The organism is Phaeospirillum tilakii (assembly GCF_042683125.1).
GTDB lineage: Bacteria > Pseudomonadota > Alphaproteobacteria > Rhodospirillales > Magnetospirillaceae > Phaeospirillum > Phaeospirillum tilakii.
In genome coordinates this window covers 16,143-32,594 of the sequence record NZ_JBHUIY010000014.1, presented here as the reverse complement: position 1 = coordinate 32,594, position 16,452 = coordinate 16,143, and the positions used below count along the sequence as shown (strand labels likewise).

14 protein-coding genes are annotated in these 16,452 nt (G+C 71.5%); 5 read left to right on the top strand and 9 right to left on the bottom strand.

Annotation, left to right across the window (positions count from 1 at the left end; genetic code table 11):
- The first annotated feature begins 5 nt into the window (after positions 1-5).
- Positions 6-1,922 (top strand): adenylyl-sulfate kinase, encoded by a 1,917-nt coding sequence (gene cysC / locus ACFSNB_RS08760; protein WP_377315794.1) that lies wholly within the window; start codon positions 6-8, stop codon positions 1,920-1,922.
- A gap of 165 nt (positions 1,923-2,087) precedes the next feature.
- The gene (locus ACFSNB_RS08755) at positions 2,088-2,957 is read left to right on the top strand and encodes an OmpA family protein (protein WP_377315793.1); all 870 of its coding nucleotides are present in this window, start codon (positions 2,088-2,090) and stop codon (positions 2,955-2,957) included.
- A gap of 136 nt (positions 2,958-3,093) precedes the next feature.
- Here the strand turns inward: ACFSNB_RS08755 and cydC are convergent, their stop codons facing one another.
- From cydC to ACFSNB_RS08715, 8 genes are all read right to left on the bottom strand, one after another.
- Positions 3,094-4,743, bottom strand: a complete 1,650-nt coding sequence (cydC, locus tag ACFSNB_RS08750) for a thiol reductant ABC exporter subunit CydC (protein ID WP_377315792.1) — start codon at positions 4,741-4,743, stop codon at positions 3,094-3,096.
- Positions 4,740-6,437, bottom strand: coding sequence for a thiol reductant ABC exporter subunit CydD (gene cydD, locus ACFSNB_RS08745; protein ID WP_377315791.1), 1,698 nt, complete (start codon positions 6,435-6,437; stop codon positions 4,740-4,742). Before cydD ends, cydC begins: the two co-directional genes overlap by 4 nt.
- Positions 6,434-6,544 carry a cytochrome bd-I oxidase subunit CydX gene (gene cydX / locus ACFSNB_RS08740; protein ID WP_377315790.1) on the bottom strand — a complete coding sequence of 37 codons (111 nt, stop codon included), beginning with the start codon at positions 6,542-6,544 and terminating at the stop codon, positions 6,434-6,436. Before cydX ends, cydD begins: the two co-directional genes overlap by 4 nt.
- 16 nt (positions 6,545-6,560) lie before the next feature.
- Positions 6,561-7,715, bottom strand: a complete 1,155-nt coding sequence (cydB, locus tag ACFSNB_RS08735; RefSeq protein ID WP_465264563.1) for a cytochrome d ubiquinol oxidase subunit II — start codon at positions 7,713-7,715, stop codon at positions 6,561-6,563.
- Positions 7,716-7,729: 14 nt separating this feature from the next.
- A complete protein-coding gene (locus ACFSNB_RS08730; protein WP_377315789.1) occupies positions 7,730-9,301 on the bottom strand; it encodes a cytochrome ubiquinol oxidase subunit I in 1,572 nt (523 codons plus the stop codon).
- Between the two features lie 407 nt (positions 9,302-9,708).
- On the bottom strand, positions 9,709-10,341 hold the full coding sequence (locus tag ACFSNB_RS08725; protein WP_377315788.1) for a response regulator transcription factor: 633 nt from the start codon (positions 10,339-10,341) through the stop codon (positions 9,709-9,711).
- Positions 10,342-10,697: 356 nt separating this feature from the next.
- Positions 10,698-12,785, bottom strand: a complete 2,088-nt coding sequence (locus ACFSNB_RS08720; RefSeq protein ID WP_377315787.1) for a methyl-accepting chemotaxis protein — start codon at positions 12,783-12,785, stop codon at positions 10,698-10,700.
- Positions 12,786-12,798: 13 nt separating this feature from the next.
- Positions 12,799-13,110, bottom strand: a complete 312-nt coding sequence (locus tag ACFSNB_RS08715; RefSeq protein WP_377315786.1) for an STAS domain-containing protein — start codon at positions 13,108-13,110, stop codon at positions 12,799-12,801.
- A 167-nt stretch (positions 13,111-13,277) separates the two neighbouring features.
- Between ACFSNB_RS08715 and ACFSNB_RS08710 the strand changes: the two genes are divergently transcribed.
- The 3 genes from ACFSNB_RS08710 to grxD all read left to right on the top strand — a co-directional run bounded on the left by ACFSNB_RS08710 (position 13,278) and on the right by grxD (position 15,691).
- The gene (locus ACFSNB_RS08710; protein ID WP_377315785.1) at positions 13,278-14,072 is read left to right on the top strand and encodes an undecaprenyl-diphosphate phosphatase; all 795 of its coding nucleotides are present in this window, start codon (positions 13,278-13,280) and stop codon (positions 14,070-14,072) included.
- A gap of 93 nt (positions 14,073-14,165) precedes the next feature.
- Positions 14,166-15,356, top strand: coding sequence for an ATP-binding protein (locus ACFSNB_RS08705; RefSeq protein WP_377315784.1), 1,191 nt, complete (start codon positions 14,166-14,168; stop codon positions 15,354-15,356).
- On the top strand, positions 15,353-15,691 hold the full coding sequence (grxD, locus tag ACFSNB_RS08700; RefSeq protein ID WP_377315783.1) for a Grx4 family monothiol glutaredoxin: 339 nt from the start codon (positions 15,353-15,355) through the stop codon (positions 15,689-15,691). The genes ACFSNB_RS08705 and grxD overlap by 4 nt, the downstream gene beginning before the upstream one ends.
- Before the next feature lie 74 nt (positions 15,692-15,765).
- On the opposite strand, the gene ACFSNB_RS08695 is transcribed toward grxD, so the two are convergent.
- Positions 15,766-16,434, bottom strand: coding sequence for a YggS family pyridoxal phosphate-dependent enzyme (locus ACFSNB_RS08695; RefSeq protein WP_377315782.1), 669 nt, complete (start codon positions 16,432-16,434; stop codon positions 15,766-15,768).
- Between the last annotated feature and the right edge of the window lie 18 nt (positions 16,435-16,452).

The following is a 16,452-nucleotide window of genomic DNA, read 5'->3' as shown; positions in this document are numbered from 1 at the left end:
CCATCATGACCGAGACCGCCCTGCTTTCCCCCGCCGCGCCCACGGCCGCCGCCGACGCCGCGTCTCCCTTCAACATCGTCGTGGTCGGCCATGTCGATCACGGCAAATCGACCCTGGTCGGCCGGCTGCTGCACGAGACCGGCGCCCTGCCCGAGGGCAAGGTCGAAACCCTGCGCGAGGTGTGCGAACGCCGCGGCATGCCGTTTGAGTGGGCCTTCGTGATGGACGCGCTCCAGGCCGAACGCGACCAGGGCATCACCATCGACACCGCCCGCATCCGCTTCCGCAGCGAGAGCCGGCCCTACGTCATCATCGACGCCCCCGGCCACAAGGAATTCCTCAAGAACATGATCACCGGCGCCGCCTCGGCCGAGGCGGCGCTGCTGGTGATCGACGCGGTCGAGGGGGTGCGCGAGCAGTCGCGCCGCCACGGCTATCTGCTGCACCTGCTCGGGCTGCGCCAGGTGGCGGTGGCGGTCAACAAGATGGATCTGGTCGGCCATGACCGCGACCGCTTCGCCGAGGTGCGGGCCGAGATCGTCGCCTATCTCGAATCGATCGGGCTGGTGCCGACCCAGGTGATCCCGGTGTCGGCCCGCTCCGGCGCCAACATCACCCGGCCGGCGGCGGAAATGCCGTGGTACCAGGGGCCGACCGTGCTGGCCGCGCTCGACGCCTTCGTCGCCGCGCCGCCGCCGACCGACCGCCCGCTGCGGCTGCCGGTGCAGGACGTCTACAAGTTCGACCAGCGCCGGCTGATCGTCGGCCGGATCGAATCCGGCCGGCTGGCGGTGGGCGATACCCTGCTGTTCTCGCCCTCGGGCAAGAGCGCGCGGGTGGCCAGCCTGGAACATTGGGGCGCCGGGACCGCGTCGGACCGGGCCGAGGCCGGCCGCTCGATCGCCCTGACGCTGGACGAGCAGATCTTCGTCGAACGCGGTCAGGTGGCGAGCCGGGTCGAAACCGCGCCGCAGCTGTCGCACCGTCTGCTCGCCCGGCTGTTCTGGCTGGGACACCAGCCGCTGCGGGTCGGCGGGCGCTACCGCCTCAAGCTGGCCACCGCCGAACATTGGGTCGAGGTGGCGGCGATCCGCCGGGTAATCGACGTGATCGATCTCGGCCGCCAGGACGCCGCCGACAGCGTCGGCCGCAACGCGGTGGCCGAGATCGAACTGCGCAGCCGCACCCCGATCGCCCATGATTCCTTCGCCGACAATCCCCGCCTCGGCCGCTTCGTGCTGGTCGAGTCCTACGACATCGTCGGCGGCGGGGTGATCGCCGCCACCGAGAGCGACCGCGCCCAGGCCGGCGACGGCAGCGGCGTGGTCACCGTCGACATCCACGCCCGCGCCCTGGCCAACGGCCATCGCGGCGGGGTGGTGTGGCTGACCGGTCTGTCGGGGGCGGGCAAATCGACCCTGGCCGCCGAGGTCGAACGGCGGCTGTTCCTGCGCGGCTGGCAGGCCAAGGTGCTGGACGGCGACGCCCTGCGGCTCGGGCTCAACGCCGATCTCGGCTTCGCCCCGGCCGACCGGAGCGAGAACATCCGCCGCGCCGGCGAGGTGGCCCACCTGCTGGCCGATGCCGGGATGATCGTGCTGGCCGCCTTCATCTCGCCCTATCGCGCCGACCGCGACCGGGTGCGGGCGATCAATCCCGAGGCGTTCCACGAGATCCACGTCGCCACCGCGCTCGACGAATGCGAACGGCGCGATCCCAAGGGGCTCTATGTCCGGGCCCGCGCCGGCACGATCCCCGATTTCACCGGCCTCACCGCCCCCTACGAGCCGCCGGAGGCGCCGGAACTGGTGATCGAGACCGCCGGCCGCGCCATCGAGGACAGCGTCGGCGAGCTGCTCGGCTATCTCGACCGGGCGCTGGCGCTGTCGGCGCGCGATCAGGCCGAACGCTGGGGCCTGTGACCGCCCAACCCGCGTAACGGCATCAGCGGCGGCCCGCCGGTCAACCTTGGCGATAAGCCGGGGCTCGACCGGCGGGCATCGGCGCGGTAATCTGGCGCATTGCGAAAAGCCGCGCCGGTGTCCCCGGAACCGCGGAAACCGAGTTCAGACGAGGAGACTGGCGAGATGAAAAGGCTCCGCATCGCTTGCGCCATCGGCACCGCTGCCCTGGCCACAGCCTGCGCCACGCCCTGGGAGGTCGACGACGTTCAAACCGTGATCGGCGATCCCCCCCCCGCCGCCACCGGCCCGGCCTTCACCCGCGCCCTGTTCGAGGGCTACCGGATTCAGGCCCGCGACGAAGCGTTGGAAGAATATGACTGGGTCCATGCCGCCCTGTTCGCCCGCAAGGGGCTGCGCGCCGCCGCCGGCGAGGTGGTGGCGCCGGAAAACCCGGCGGAGTGGGAAATCCCGGCCGAGCGGATCGGCGACCTGACCGCCGCCCATGCCCGGCTGACCCGGGTGCTGGCCGCCGGCGCCGGCGAACGCCAGCCCGAACTGGCGGCCGAGGCCCAGACCAATTTCGATTGCTGGGTCGAGGAAGAGGCCGAGTACGACCAGGGCGACAGCCTGACCAAGTGCCGTTCGACCTTCGTCCGCACCATCGCCCAGCTCGACCCGCCGCCCCCGGCGCCGCGTCCGGCGGCGGCCCAGGCGGCGGAACCGACGGTGATCCGCAGCTTCGAGGTCTATTTCGACCTCGGCAAGGCAGGGCTGACCCCGAAGGCGCGCAAGCTGCTGACCGAAGTGGTCGCCGCCCACGCCGACCTCAAGCCGAGCGAGATCCGGGTGGTCGGCCACACCGACACCGCCGGCAAGAAGGCTGCCAACCAGCGCCTGTCGGTCCAGCGCGCCCGCAGCGTCGCCACCGCGCTCGGCCATTTCGGCCTGGTCACGGTGCAGAGCGGGGTCGGCGAGCAGGAACTGGCGGTGCCGACCGGTGCCGGTGTCGCCGAGCAGCGCAACCGCCGGGTCGAGATCCAGTTCATCAAGTGACCCGCCGCCCCCGCTCCGGTCCGCGAAAGGCCGGAGCGGGGGCGCGGCTTTCCTTTCGGCGGGGCTGCCGCCCCGCGCCCCGCCCGGGGCGATGCCCCGGACCCCCTTCTTTTTTGAAAACAAAGGGGGGGGGCGCTCAGGGGTTTCCCAGCCGCACCACCCGATCCATCCGCGCCAGCCCGGCGAGGCGATGGGTAATCAGCAGCAGCGAGCGCCCGTCGAGCCGGTCGATCACCCGGTCGAGCAGATCCTGCTCGGCTTCGATCGGCAGGCCCTCGCCCGGTTCGTCCAGCACCAGCACCGGCGCCGGCCGCAGCAGGGCGCGGGCGATCGAAAGGCGGCGGGCCTGCCCACCCGACAGGGTCAGCCCGGCGGCGCCCAGCCAACTGCCCAGACCCTGCGGCAGGCCGGCGACGAAATCGTCGAGCCCGACCAGCGCCAGCGCCCGCCACAGCGCCGGATCGTCGGCGTCGGGCCGGCCGAGGCAGAGGATCTCGCGCACGCTGCCGCTGAACAGGCCGCCATTCTGCGGCGCGACGGCGAAGCAGCGCCGCCGCGTCTCGTCATCCCAGTCGGTGATCGGACGGCCGTCGAGGGTGATCACCCCGGCCTCGGGCGTCAGCAACCCGGTCAGCAGCAGCACCAGACTCGATTTGCCGCTGCCGCTCGGGCCAAGCAGGGCGACCCGGCCACCCTGGGGCAGGTCGAAATCGAGCCCGTCGAACAGGGGCGGCCGGCCGGCCCAGGCGAAGCGCAGCCCGCGCACCGCGAGGTCGCAGCGCGGCGGCAGCGACCCCAGCCCGGCCCGCAGCGGCGCCGGCGGGGCGGCATCGGCCAGGGCGAACACCCGGCGGGCGGATTCGATCGTGCCGCCGAGGGCGAGGAACGCCGCCGGCAGCGGCGCCACCGCCTCGAACAGCGCCAGCGCCAGCAGGGCCAGCATCACCAGATCGGGGCCGGGCAGGCCGCCGGCGGCAACCAGCGGCAGCACCAGCAGCACCGCCGCCCACAACGCCAGTTGGCCGCACAGCAGCAGCGCCGCCTGCGACAAGGCGGTGAGGCGGCCAAGGCCGAGCTGGGCACCGATCAGGGCGTCGGATTCGGCGGCGAGACGGGCACGGGCACGGCCGCCGGCACCGAACACCAGCAGTTCGGGCAAGCCCTGCACCAGCTCGACCGCCGCCACCGCCAGCGCCGCCTGCCGCCGCACCTGGGCCACGCCCCGGCGGGTGGCGGCGCGGGCGACCAGCCCCGGCACCGCGAAGCCGGCCAGCAGCAGCAGCCCGGCCTCGACCACGGCCAGAGCCGGCGAGGAGCGGGCGATCCAGGCCACCCCGACCGCGCCGCCGGCCAGCGCCACCCCGAGCGGGGCGGCGAGGCGGAGGAACAGGGTTTCCAGCCGGTCGAGGTCGCCGCGCAGGCGCTGGGCGAGATCGGCGGCGGCCTCGGCCCCGCGCGCCTCCAGCGGCAGCGGCGCCATCTTGCGATAGAGCCACACCCGGAGCCGGGCGATCAGGCGGAAGGTCGCCTCATGACCGATCAGCCGCTCGCCATAGCGGCCGCCGGTGCGCAGGATCGCGGCGGCGCGGATCAGCGCCGCCGGGGTGAAATAATCGAGCCGGCCGCCGCTGGCCCCGGCCAGCGCCATCGCGGCGATGAACCAGCCCGACAGCGCCATCAGCCCGCTCTGGGCCAGCAGGGTGGCCAGCGCCAGCACGAAGGCGAGGCCGAGCCAGGCCCACACCGGCAGATACAGCCGGATCAGACGCAGCAGCAGGGGCATCATCCGACCTCCTCCTCCACCGCCGCCACCCGGCCGGCCTCCAGCCGGACCCGCCGCTCGGCCGCGCCGATCGTCGCCGGGCGGTGGGCGATCAGCAGCACCGTCCGCCCCGCCGCCAGCGCCGGCAAAGCGCGCAGCAGCGCCGCCTCGGATTCGCCGTCGAGGCTGGCCGCCGGCTCGTCGAGGATCAGCAGCGGCGCCGGCCGCAGCGCGGCGCGGGCCAGCGCGATCAGCCGGGCCTGACCGCCGGACAGGCCGGCGCCGTCCTCGCCCAGGCGGGTGTCGAGCCCGGCCGGCAATGATTCGAGCAGGGCCTCGGCCCCCACCGCCGCCATCGCCGCTTGCATCGCGTCCGGGTCGGCGTCGGGACAGCCGAGGCGCAGATTGTCGGCGACACTGCCGGCGAACAAATGCGGCCGCTGCGGCACCCAGGCGATCCGCGCGCGCCATTGGTCGAGGACGAAGGAAGACAGGGGCACGCCATCGACCCGGATCTCGCCCGCCGTCGCCGGGGCGAAGCCGAGCAGCAGGGTCACCGCGCTGCTCTTGCCGGCCCCGCTCGGCCCGACCAAAGCGGTGATGCGGCCGGCCGGCAGGGTGAAGCTGGCCGCGTCGAGGCCGACCCGGCCGGGGGCGTATTCCAGCCGCACCCGGTCGAACACGATCTCCGGCGCCCGCTGCGGCGGGACGGCCGGCACCGCCGGTGCCGCCGGCAACGGGGCGTCGAGCAGCGCCGCCAGCCGGCCGGCGGTGCCGAGCGCCTCCATCCGGGCATGGTACTGAACGCCGAGATTGCGCAGCGGCGCGTAGAATTCGGGGGCCAGCAGCAGGATCAGCAGGCCGCGTTCAAAGCCGAGTTCGCCGCCGAGCAGACGGAAGCCAATCAGCACCGCGGTCAGCGCCACGCCGAGGGTGGCGAAGAATTCCAGCGCCAGCGCCGACAGGAAGGCCATCCGCAGCACCGCCATCGTCGCCACCCGGTATTCCTCGGCGATGCGGCCGACCGCACCGGCCTGGGCCTCGGCGGCATTGAACAGCGACAGGGTGGTCAGGCCCTGGATCAGTTCGAGGAAATGGCCGCCCATCCGCGCCAGCTGGGCCCATTGCCGGCGGTTGAGCCGTTCCGCCCCGGCCCCGATCAGGGCCATGAACAGCGGGATCAGCGGCGCGGTGACCAGCAGGATCACCCCCGACATCCAGTCGAGCGGGAACACCACCGCCAGCAGCCCGAGCGGCACCAGCACCGCCAGCCGCATCGCCGGCACGAACCGGCTGTAATAGGCGTCGAGCGCCTCGACCCCCTCGACCAGCAGGGCGCCGAGCCCGCCGGCGGCATCGTCGCCCAGCCGCACCGGGCCGAGCGCCAGCATCCGCGCCGCCACCGCGTCGCGCACCGCGCGGCGGACCGAAGCCCCGGCGCCCTGGGCCAGCACCTCGGCCAGCCAGGTCAGGCCGGCGCGCAGCAGGATCAGCGCCGGCACCGGCGCCAGCAGCGGCCACAGCGCGTCGAGCCCGGCCCCGGCGAACAAGGCGCGGTCGAGCGCGGCGGCCAGCAGGCCATATTGGGGGATCATCAGCGCCGCCTGGGCGAACTGGGCCAGGGCGACCCAGGCCAGCGGCCGGCGGACCGAGACGACGCGGCGGCGGAGAAACCCCGCCGCCGCCTTGGCCTCGTCCGGAGACTCGGCCGGTTTCACTTTTCGTGCGTGTGATCGAAGGCCTGATCGGCCTCATACCACAGCGCGTTGATCACACCGATCGACAGCGCCGCGGTGACGCCCAGGATCCAGGTGAAGTACCACATCTGCGCCTCCTTCGTCTCAGTAGGCGGCCGGGCCGCTGGCGCGCACCCCGGCAACGGTGACCTTGCCCCACATCCGCACGTAACACCACACGGTGTAGGACAACACGATCGGCAGGAAGATCACCGCCGCCCAGAACATCACCGTCAGGGTCAGCGGACTGGAGGCCGCGTCCCACAGGGTCAGGCTGGAGCCGGGATCGGTGCTCGACGGCAGCACGAACGGGAACATCGACAGGCCGGCGGTGGCGATGATGCCGGCCATGCCGAGGGCGCTGGCGACGAAGCCGAGCCCGGGCCGGCGCAGCAGCGACAGCCCGGCGGCGAACAGGATGCCGGCGAAACCGAAGATCGGGGCCAGCACCGCCACCGGCACGGTCTGATAGATCGCCAGCCAGGCGCCGCGTTCGACCGCGACGGTCTTGGCCAGCGGGTTAGAGGGGGCGTCGAACGGCGGATGGGTGACCACCCGGAAGCCGTCGATCCCCTGCGCCACCCACAGCCCGGCCAGGGCGAAGGCGGCGGCCACCGCCAGCGCCAGCGGCACCGCGATCTTGCGGGCCCGCGCCGCGACCGGATCGTCGGCGCGGACCTGAAGCCACATCGCCCCGTGCAGGGCCAGCATCAGCAGGCTGATCACCCCGGCCAGCAGCGCGAACGGGTTGAGCAGCGGCAGCAGCGCGCCGAGCAGCGAGCCCTGATAATGCGAGCGCAGGAACTCGTCGAGATGGAACGGCACCCCCTGGAGCAGGTTGCCGAAGGCGACGCCGAAGATCAGCGCCGGCACCAGCCCGCCGACGAACAGGCCCCAGTCCCAGGTGTTGCGCCAGCGCGGATCGGCGATCTTCGAGCGGTAATCGAAGCCGACCGGGCGGAAGAACAGGGCGAACAGCACCAGCAGCATCGCCATGTAGAAGCCGGAGAAGGCGGCGGCATAGACCGCCGGCCACGCGGCGAAGATCGCGCCGCCGGCGGTGATCAGCCACACCTGGTTGCCGTCCCAGTGCGGCCCGACCGCGTTGATGATCACCCGGCGTTCATCGTCGGTGCGGCCCAGGAACGGCAGCAGCACGCCGACGCCCATGTCCATCCCGTCGGTGATGGCGAAGCCGATCAGCAGCACGCCGATCAACAGCCACCAGATCAGTTTCAGGGTCTCGTAATCGAGGATCATGACGTTTCCTCCCCTCAACCGGCATGGGCGGACGCGCCGCCGGCCTCGCCATGGTAACGACCGGTGCCGAGGCTGGCCGGGCCGAGACGGGCGTACTTGACCATCAGGAAGATTTCGATCACCAGCAGCAGGGTGTAGAAGCCGATGAAGCCGACCAGACTGAAGATCAGATCACCGCTGGTCAGGCTGGAGGTGGCGAGGAAGGTCGGCAGCACCTCGCCGATCGCCCAGGGCTGGCGGCCGAATTCGGCGACGAACCAGCCGGTCTCACAGGCGACCCACGGCAGCGGCAGCGACCACAGCAGCGCCTTCAGCAGCCAACGCTGACGGTCGATCGTCCGCCGCAGGGTGAAATAGAGCGAGGCGGCGATCAGGAACAGCATGGCGAAGCCGAACAGCACCATCACCCGGAAGGTGATGAACAGCGGCAGCACCGGCGGGATGGTGTCGCGGGCGGCCTGGGCCACCTGCTCCGGGGTGGCATCGACCACCTTGTCGGTATAGCGTTTGAGCAGCAGACCGTAGCCGAGATCGACCTTGCGGCTTTCGAACGCCGCCTTGGCCTCGTCGCTGCTGTCGCCGGCGCGCAGCCGCTGCAACGCCTCGTAGGCCTGCATGCCGGAACGGATGCGGATTTCGTGCTGGGCCATCAGGTCCTTGAGACCGGTCACCTGCTGATCGGTCGAACGGGTGCCGATCAGACCGAGCAGCCACGGCACCTTGACGCTGACCTGATTGGTCATGGTCTGGTCGTCGGGCACGGCGAACAGGCTGAGGCCGGCCGGAGCCGGATGGGTGTCGTATTCGGCCTCGATCGCGGCCAGCTTGGTCTTCTGGACGTCGCCCAGGGTGTAGCCGCTCTCGTCGCCCAGCACCAGCACCGACAGCACCGCCGCGGCGCCGAAGCCGGCGGCGATGGCGAAGGAACGCTTGGCGAAGCCGACATCGCGCCCCTTCAGCATGTAGAAGGCACTGATGGCGAGGACGAACATCGAGGCGGTGACGTAGCCGGCGGCGACGGTGTGGACGAACTTGACCTGGGCCACCGGGTTGAACAGCACCTCGGTGAAGCTGGTCATCTCCATCCGCATCGTTTCGGCCGAGAAGGACGAGCCGACCGGGTTCTGCATCCAGCCGTTGGCGACCAGGATCCACAGCGCCGACAGGTTCGAGCCGAGCGCGGTGAAGAAGGTCACCATCAGATGCTGGCGCTTGGACAGCTTGTCCCAGCCGAGGAAGAACAGACCGATGAAGGTCGATTCGAGGAAGAAGGCCATCAGGCCCTCGATCGCCAGCGGCGCGCCGAACACGTCGCCGACATAATGCGAGTAATAGGCCCAGTTGGTGCCGAACTCGAATTCCATCGTCAGCCCGGTGGTGACCCCGAGCGCGAAATTGATCCCGAACAGCTTGCCCCAGAACCGCGTCATGTCGCGATAGACCTCGTTGTTGGTCATCACGTAGGCGGATTCCATGATGAAGAGGATCCAGGACAGGCCGAGCGTCAGGGGCACGAACAGAAAATGGTACATCGCGGTGGCCGCGAACTGCCAACGCGACAGCTCGATGAACAGTGGATCGATCATCGGCGCACTCCCCCTTTTCTCCACGCCCGGCGGAGGCCGCTCCGGCGGGCTTCAGCGACAGAGCAACGTCAGGAAGTGTAGGCCCGGGAAGGGGGAAGCGCCAACATTTTAATTATCATAAGGGGGATTTGGGCCATGCGCCGCCCCGCCGCGCCGAGGCGCGCGACGGCCAGAACCTTTAAAATTTTACCTTTTTCCCCGGCGGGGAAATACCCCGCCCGCCCCCGGCCGGACCCCATCCCCACCCGTTGGAGTGGAGACACACCCAACCGCCCCTCCCACCTGCGGGAGAGACGGGCCGAGTCCGGTGTCCTGACGAAAAAGAAGGGGGTCCGGGGCCTCGCCCCGGGCGGGTGCGGGCGGCAAGCCCGCCTCATCGTTGCTCTGGCGCGCGAAGCGCGCGCGGGTCAGAGCCCCATGCGCGCGGCGAGGATCGCGGCCTGGGTGCGGTTTTCGCAGCCGAGCGAGCGCAGGATGGCGGTGACGTGGAGCTTGACGGTGATCTCGGCCAGATTGAGGTCGCGGGCGACCTCCTTGTTCGACTTGCCCTGACGCAGCATCGCCAGCACGTCGCGCTGACGCGGGGTGAGCAGGGCGCGCAGCCGCTCGGCATCGAAATCGCCCGGCTGGGCGGCGGCGGCGGCGGCGGCGGCGGGCGGGGCGACGAAGCTTTCCCCGCTCAGCACCGAGCGGATCCCCTTCATCATCTGGGCGCTGCCGGCCGATTTGGAGATGTAGCCATGCGCCCCGGCATCGAGGGCGCGCCGCACCATGTGCGGATCCTCCGACGCCGACACCACCACGAGATAGAGGTCGGGAGCGGCGCGGCGGATCGCGCCGATCGCCGAGACGCCGTCCATCCCCGGCATGGTCAGATCGACCAGGGCGATGTCGAGGTCGGGGGTGGCATGCACCTGGGTCAGCGCCTGGGGAAAATCGCAGGCCTCGACCACGGTCAGCGGTTCCCCGGCCATGGTTTCGAGCACCATCCGCACCCCTTCGCGGAACAGGGCATGATCGTCGGCCAGCAGCACTTTCATCTCGCTCGTCCCCAACTCAAGCCGCCGTCTCCCCTGATACGGACATGACATCCTCATCCGTCTTCATGTCGGGCCGCAGCGGCGGCAACCGGCGAGACTCCCCCAATCCCTATTTCGCCGCGAACGACAAAGAGGTCGGCATTGCTTACCCAGTTAATACTTAAGCATGGTTTGCCGGGAACAGCAACGCGCGCGACCCCCTTCTGAAGCCAGGGGGGGGAATAATACCACGCCAACTTGCCGCGACGATTGGCAAAGGGGCCGGCGGAAACGGGCCGCGCTGTTGCGGTCCGACGGTCGCGCCCTTGCCCGGGATTGCGGGATTACTTGCCCGTCATCCGGGAAAGGCCCTCCCCTCAATCCCTGACCGAGGCGAGAAAACCGCCGACCTCGGCGTCGAGCCGTTCCGCCGGGGCGACCAGATCCTCGGCCGCCCACAGCACCCTGATCGCGCCGCCACAATAGCGCGCCGCCGACTGGGCCACCGCCGCCACCCCCTCGCTGACCAGCCGGGTGTCGGTGACCACCTCCTCGACGCAGCGTTCGATCCGGCGGGCGGCCTCGCCCTGGCGGCCGACCGCGTCGGACACCCGGCGGGCGATGTCGTCCATCCGCCGGATCGCCCCGCCGATGCCGTCGATGGTGGCGACGGTGTCGCCGGTGGCGGCCTGGATCGCGGCGATCTGGCCGGCGACCTCCTGGGCGGAGCGGGCGGTCTGGGCGGCGAGGCTCTTGACCTCGCCCGCGACCACGGCGAAGCCCTTGCCGGCCGGGCCGGCGCGCTGGGCCTCGATCGCGGCGTTGAGGGCCAGCATGTTGGTGCGGCCGGCGATCTCGCCGATCAGCGCCACCACCCGGTCGATCCGCGCCGCCAGCTCGGCCAGTTGCTGGATCCGCGCCGTGCTGCGGTCGAGTTCGCCCACCGCCCCGGCGACCACCCCGCTGGCGGCGGTGGCAGCGGCGGCGATCTCGCGCACCGAGCCGTCCATCTCGGCCAGGGCGGCGGCGACCGCCCCGGCGGCGGTCCGGGCCTGCTCGGCCGCCTCGGCCACCGCCAGACTGCCCGCACCGCGCGACTCGCTGCGCGTCACCATCCGCATCGTGGTGTCGCGGATCGCCAGCGAACGGTCGGCCACCAGCCCGGCGGTCTGCTTGACCGCGCGTTCGAACCCGTCGGCGAGGCCGAGCAGATGGGCGCGATGGGCCGCCTCGGCCTCGGCGCGGATGCCGTCCTGCTCGGCGCGCATCCGGACCATGGCGATGGCGTTCTCCTTGAACACCGCCACGGCGCGGGCCATCTCGCCGATCTCGTCATGCCGCCCGGCGCCCGGCACGCCGACATCGTGATCGCCGGCGGCCAGCCGCTCCATCGCCTGCTGGATCAGCCGCAGCGGCCGGGTGACGCTGCGGGCCAGCAGCAGGGCGGCGGCGAGGAACAGGGCGGCGGCGCACAGCCCGACCAGCGCCACCATCCGGTTGGCGGCCTGGCGCTCACGCTCCTGGGCCAGGATCGCCCCGGCCATCCCCTCGCGGGCGAAGCCGGCGACCTGGGCGATCACCGGCCGCAGCGCCTTGAAGCCGTCGCGCTCGCGGGCGGCCTCCTTGCGCACCGCCTGACTGCCCTCGGCGAAGGCGGCGAAATCGGCGGCATAGACCTTGACCAGCCGGCGGAACTCGTCGCGGGTCGGCGGCGGCAGCGGCGAGGACTCGATCGCCAGATCGAACTGGGCGGCGGCGGCGCGATGCTTGCCGAGCGCGGCGGTCTGGCCATAGAGCATGAAGTCGCGCTCGGCCAGCCGCATCCGCGCCAGCCACACCGGCAGGGCGCCGAGGGTCGGCGGCCATTGCGCCATCTCCTGTTCGATCGCCCGGGTCGAATCATCGAGCCGGCTGCGCAGTCCGTCGCGTTCGCTGAGGCCGAGCCGGCGCGCCTCGCCCTCCAGCGCGGCGAAGGCCTGATCGACCGCGTCGATGCCGCGCCGGGCGTCGGCCACCGCCTGGGCCATCGGCCCGGCCGCGGTCAGCCCGGCCATCGTCTCGATCCGGCCGCGCATCGCCGCGATCTCGCGGTGAAACGCCTCGGCGGCGGCGGGATCGCGGTCGCGGACGAACAGTTCCTGCTGGGTTTCCGCCGCCGCCGCGCCCGACCGCATGTCGGCGGCGAGATCGTTGAGCCGGCGGTAATCGTCCTGGGCCCTCAGCATGGTGTCGATGCGGAGGTCGGCCAGTTCCAGCACCACGCCGAACCCGATCGCCGCCGCCAGCGCCAGCCCGACCAGGGCGACGAAACGGGCACGGATCGACAGACGGGCGAGGCCGGGCAGCTCGCCCTCGCGCCACAGCGCGGCCAGACGGCGGACAAGACGGGCGGCCCAGAGCGGGCCGGGACGGGACGGCCAGGGGGCGGCACCCGCCACCACCGCCGCCTGCTCGGAAAGGCTCACGACCGGCCGCCCCTCAGGCCGCCCGGTCGAACAGGGCGTCGAAGCGGGCCAGGGTCAGCATCCGCGCCACCTGCCCGGCGGCCCCGGCCAGCGTCACCCGCCCGTCCTGGCCGCGCCAGGAATCGCGGGCATGCAGCAGCAGGCCGAGCCCGGCCGAATCGATGAAGCTGACCTCGGCGAGGTCGAACTCGATCCGCGCCGCCGCGCCGGGCGCGCTGGCCAGGGCGGCGAGCATGCGGCGGAACGCCTCGTTCTCGGTAAAGGTCAGACGGCCCTTGAGCGCCACGCGCAGGCCGCCGGCGTGGGTGATGATGTCGAAATCCATGAGTCCGATCCGGAGTCTGTTGCTCCCCCCGTGGCCGATCCCTTAACAGACCGTGACGCCAAGACTCCAGTTGCGGTTTTATGTCACAACCATGATCGGCATTGCACCCGGGCCGGCAGGCGGGCAGACTTCGCCCCCATCCTGTTCTGCTCGTTTCCGGAGAAATGATGTCCGCCTATTTCGACGCGATTTTTCTCGGCGTGGTCGAAGGCCTGACCGAATTCCTGCCGATCTCCAGCACCGCCCATCTTCTGCTGGTCGGCAAGCTGCTCGGCTTCGAGGGTCCGGCCGGCAAGACCTTCGAGATCGTCATCCAATTGGGCGCGATCCTGGCGATCTGCGTGGTCTATTGGGGCAAGCTGTGGTCGGTGGCGACCAGCCTCGACCGCCCCGGCTCGCGCGCCTTCGTCCGCAACGTGCTGATCGCCTTCCTGCCGGCGGCGGTGATCGGGGCGCTGGCCTACAAGCATATCCGCGTCCTGCTCGACACCCCCGAGGTGGCGGCGATCGCCCTGATCGGCGGCGGCTTCGTCATCCTGGCGATCGAGCGGATGCGCCATAACTTCACCGTCCACGCCATCGAGGACCTGTCGGCCAAGCGGGCGCTGGCGATCGGCGCCTGTCAGGTGCTGGCGATGGTGCCGGGGGTGTCGCGCGCCGGGGCGACGATCATGGGCTCGCTGCTGCTCGGGGTCGATCGCCGCGCCGCCACCGAATTCTCGTTCTTCCTCGCCATCCCGACCATGGTCGGGGCCTCGGCCTATTCGCTCTACAAGAACTGGGCCGACGTCTCGCTCGATGGCGGCAGCCTGATCGCGGTCGGCTTCGTCGCCGCCTTCCTGTCCGCCCTGGTGGTGGTGCGCTCGCTGGTGACCTTCGTCGGCCGCCACGGCTTCGCCCCGTTCGCCTGGTACCGGATCCTGTTCGGCGGGGTGATGCTGGCGCTGCTGCTGACCCGCTGACCCCACCGCCCCCTCGGCAACCCAGACTGGTCCCGACCGCCACGATGCTCTATTGTTTCAGGGGCTGGGCGACGGAAACCGGGGGGAGACGGGATGTCGGGCGGGGCACCGGTCCGGGTATTGCTGATCGAGGATGATCCGGCCGGCGCGGCGCGGATCGGGCGGGACCTGACCCACTGCCCCGGCCGCCGCTGCGCGGTCATCCCCTGCGCCGGGCTGGAGGCGGCCCTGGCCGCCCTGCCCACCGCCGGCGCCGACATCGCCCTGCTGTCGGCGACCGCGGCCGACGGCCCGCCCGATCAGGCCCTGGCCCGGCTGCGGCGCGAGGCGCCGACACTGCCGGTGGTGATGCTGGTCACCGTCGCCGGGGCGGGGGCGATCGAATCCCTGCTGGCCCAGGGCGCCGAGGATTACGTCCTCCGCGACGCGGTGTCGCCCGGGGTGATCGTCCGGGTGATCGAGCAGGTGCTGACCCGGCTGCGGCTGCTGCGCGAGCAGGAAGCCCGGCTGGCCGAACTGCGCGCCGCGATCGACGGCAAGAACCGCGCCCTCGGCGTGCTGGCCCACGACCTGCGCAGCCCGATCAACATCGTGCTCGGCTATCTCGAGATGCTGGAACTGACCCGGCCGGAGGGATTCGACCCCCGCAGCGCCGGCTATGTCGGCCAGATCCGTCAGGCGGTCGCCTTCGCCCAGGGCCTGATCGAGGAGGTGCTGGCCGACGCGATCGAGGAGGCCGAGCAGGTCCATCTCGCCCCGCGCTGGGTCGAATACCGCGCCCTGGTCGAGCGGGTGGCCCGCGCCCACGCTTTGCTCGCCCGCGCCAAACGGGTGCGGGTGGCGGTCGATCCGCCGCTGGCCGAGCCGCTGCTGGGCTGGGCCGACCCGCTGCGGCTCGAACAGGTGCTGGCCAACCTGATCGGCAACGCGGTCAAGTTCTCCCATCCCGGCGGCGAGGTGCGGATCGCCGCCCGCCAGGACGGCGAGGACATCCTGCTCGCGGTCGGCGACCAGGGCGACGGCATCCCGCCCGAGATCGCCGCCCGCCTGTTCCAGCCGTTCTGCCGGGGCGCCAGCGGCACCGCCGGCGAGCCGACCACCGGGCTTGGGCTCTATATCTGCGCCCGCATCGCCGCCGCCCATGGCGGCCGGATCGAAACCGACAGCAGGCCCGGCGTCGGCACCACCGTCACCCTGCGCCTTCCCCGCTCTTGTGCCGGCCCGGCGGCGGGGGTAGATTTGAGGAATTCCAGAAAACACTCCGCGAAGGTGTCCGCCCCATGAACAACCCGGTTTTCGATCGCATCCGTCAGGATCTCGCCGACAACGACGTGGTGCTGTACATGAAGGGGACGCCGATGTTCCCGCAATGCGGCTTCTCGGCGGCGGTGGTCCAGGTGCTGGCCGACCTCGGCGTCAGCTTCAAGGGGATCGACGTGCTGGTCGATCCCAGCCTGCGCGAGGCGATCAAGCAATTCACCAACTGGCCGACCATCCCCCAGCTCTACGTCAAGGGCGAGTTCGTCGGCGGCTGTGACATCGTCCGCGAGCTGGCGGCCAGCGGTGAGTTGGCCCAACTGCTGGCCAATCAGGGCGTCGCGGTCAAGGCGCCGGCCTGAGCCGGCGGGCCGAGAGGCGCTGCCTCTCGGCGCTCTCCGCGCAGGGCCGTCAGGCCCTGCGGCCCCCCTGGCCGTCAGCCGCGATGGCCGAAAATCGCCGAGCCGACCCGCACCTGGGTGGCGCCACAGGCGATCGCGGTGGGGAAATCCTCGCTCATCCCCATGCTGAGGCGGTCGAGGCCGCAGCGGGCGGCCAGCTCCGCCAGCTGGCGGAAGAACGGGGCCGGATCGAGCCCGGCCGGCGGGATGCACATCAGGCCGCGGGGGGCCAGGGCGTATTCATCGCGGGCCAAGCGGACCAGCGTTTCGGTCTGGTCGGGATCGACCCCGGCCTTCTGCGCCTCGCGGCCGATATTGACCTGGATCAGGATCTCGGGACAACGGCCGGCGCGCTGGACCTCCTCGGCCAGCACCCGCGCCAGCTTGGGCCGGTCGAGCGATTCGATCACGTCGAACAGCCCGACCGCCTCGCGCGCCTTGTTGGTTTGCAGCGGACCGATCAGATGCAGGCGCAGGGCCGGGACACGCGCCTTGATTTCGGGATATTTTCCCATCGCCTCCTGCACCCGGTTCTCGCCGAACACGGTCTGGCCGGCGGCCAGCGCCGCCTCGACCGCGGCGGCGGGATGGGTCTTGGCCACCGCCACCAGGGTGACCGCGCCGGGGGCGCGGCCGGCGGCGGCTTCGGCTTCGGCGATACGGGAGCGGATGGCGGCAAGGCCGGCGGCAATGGCGGACGACAACGCGAAACCCCTTCTCTG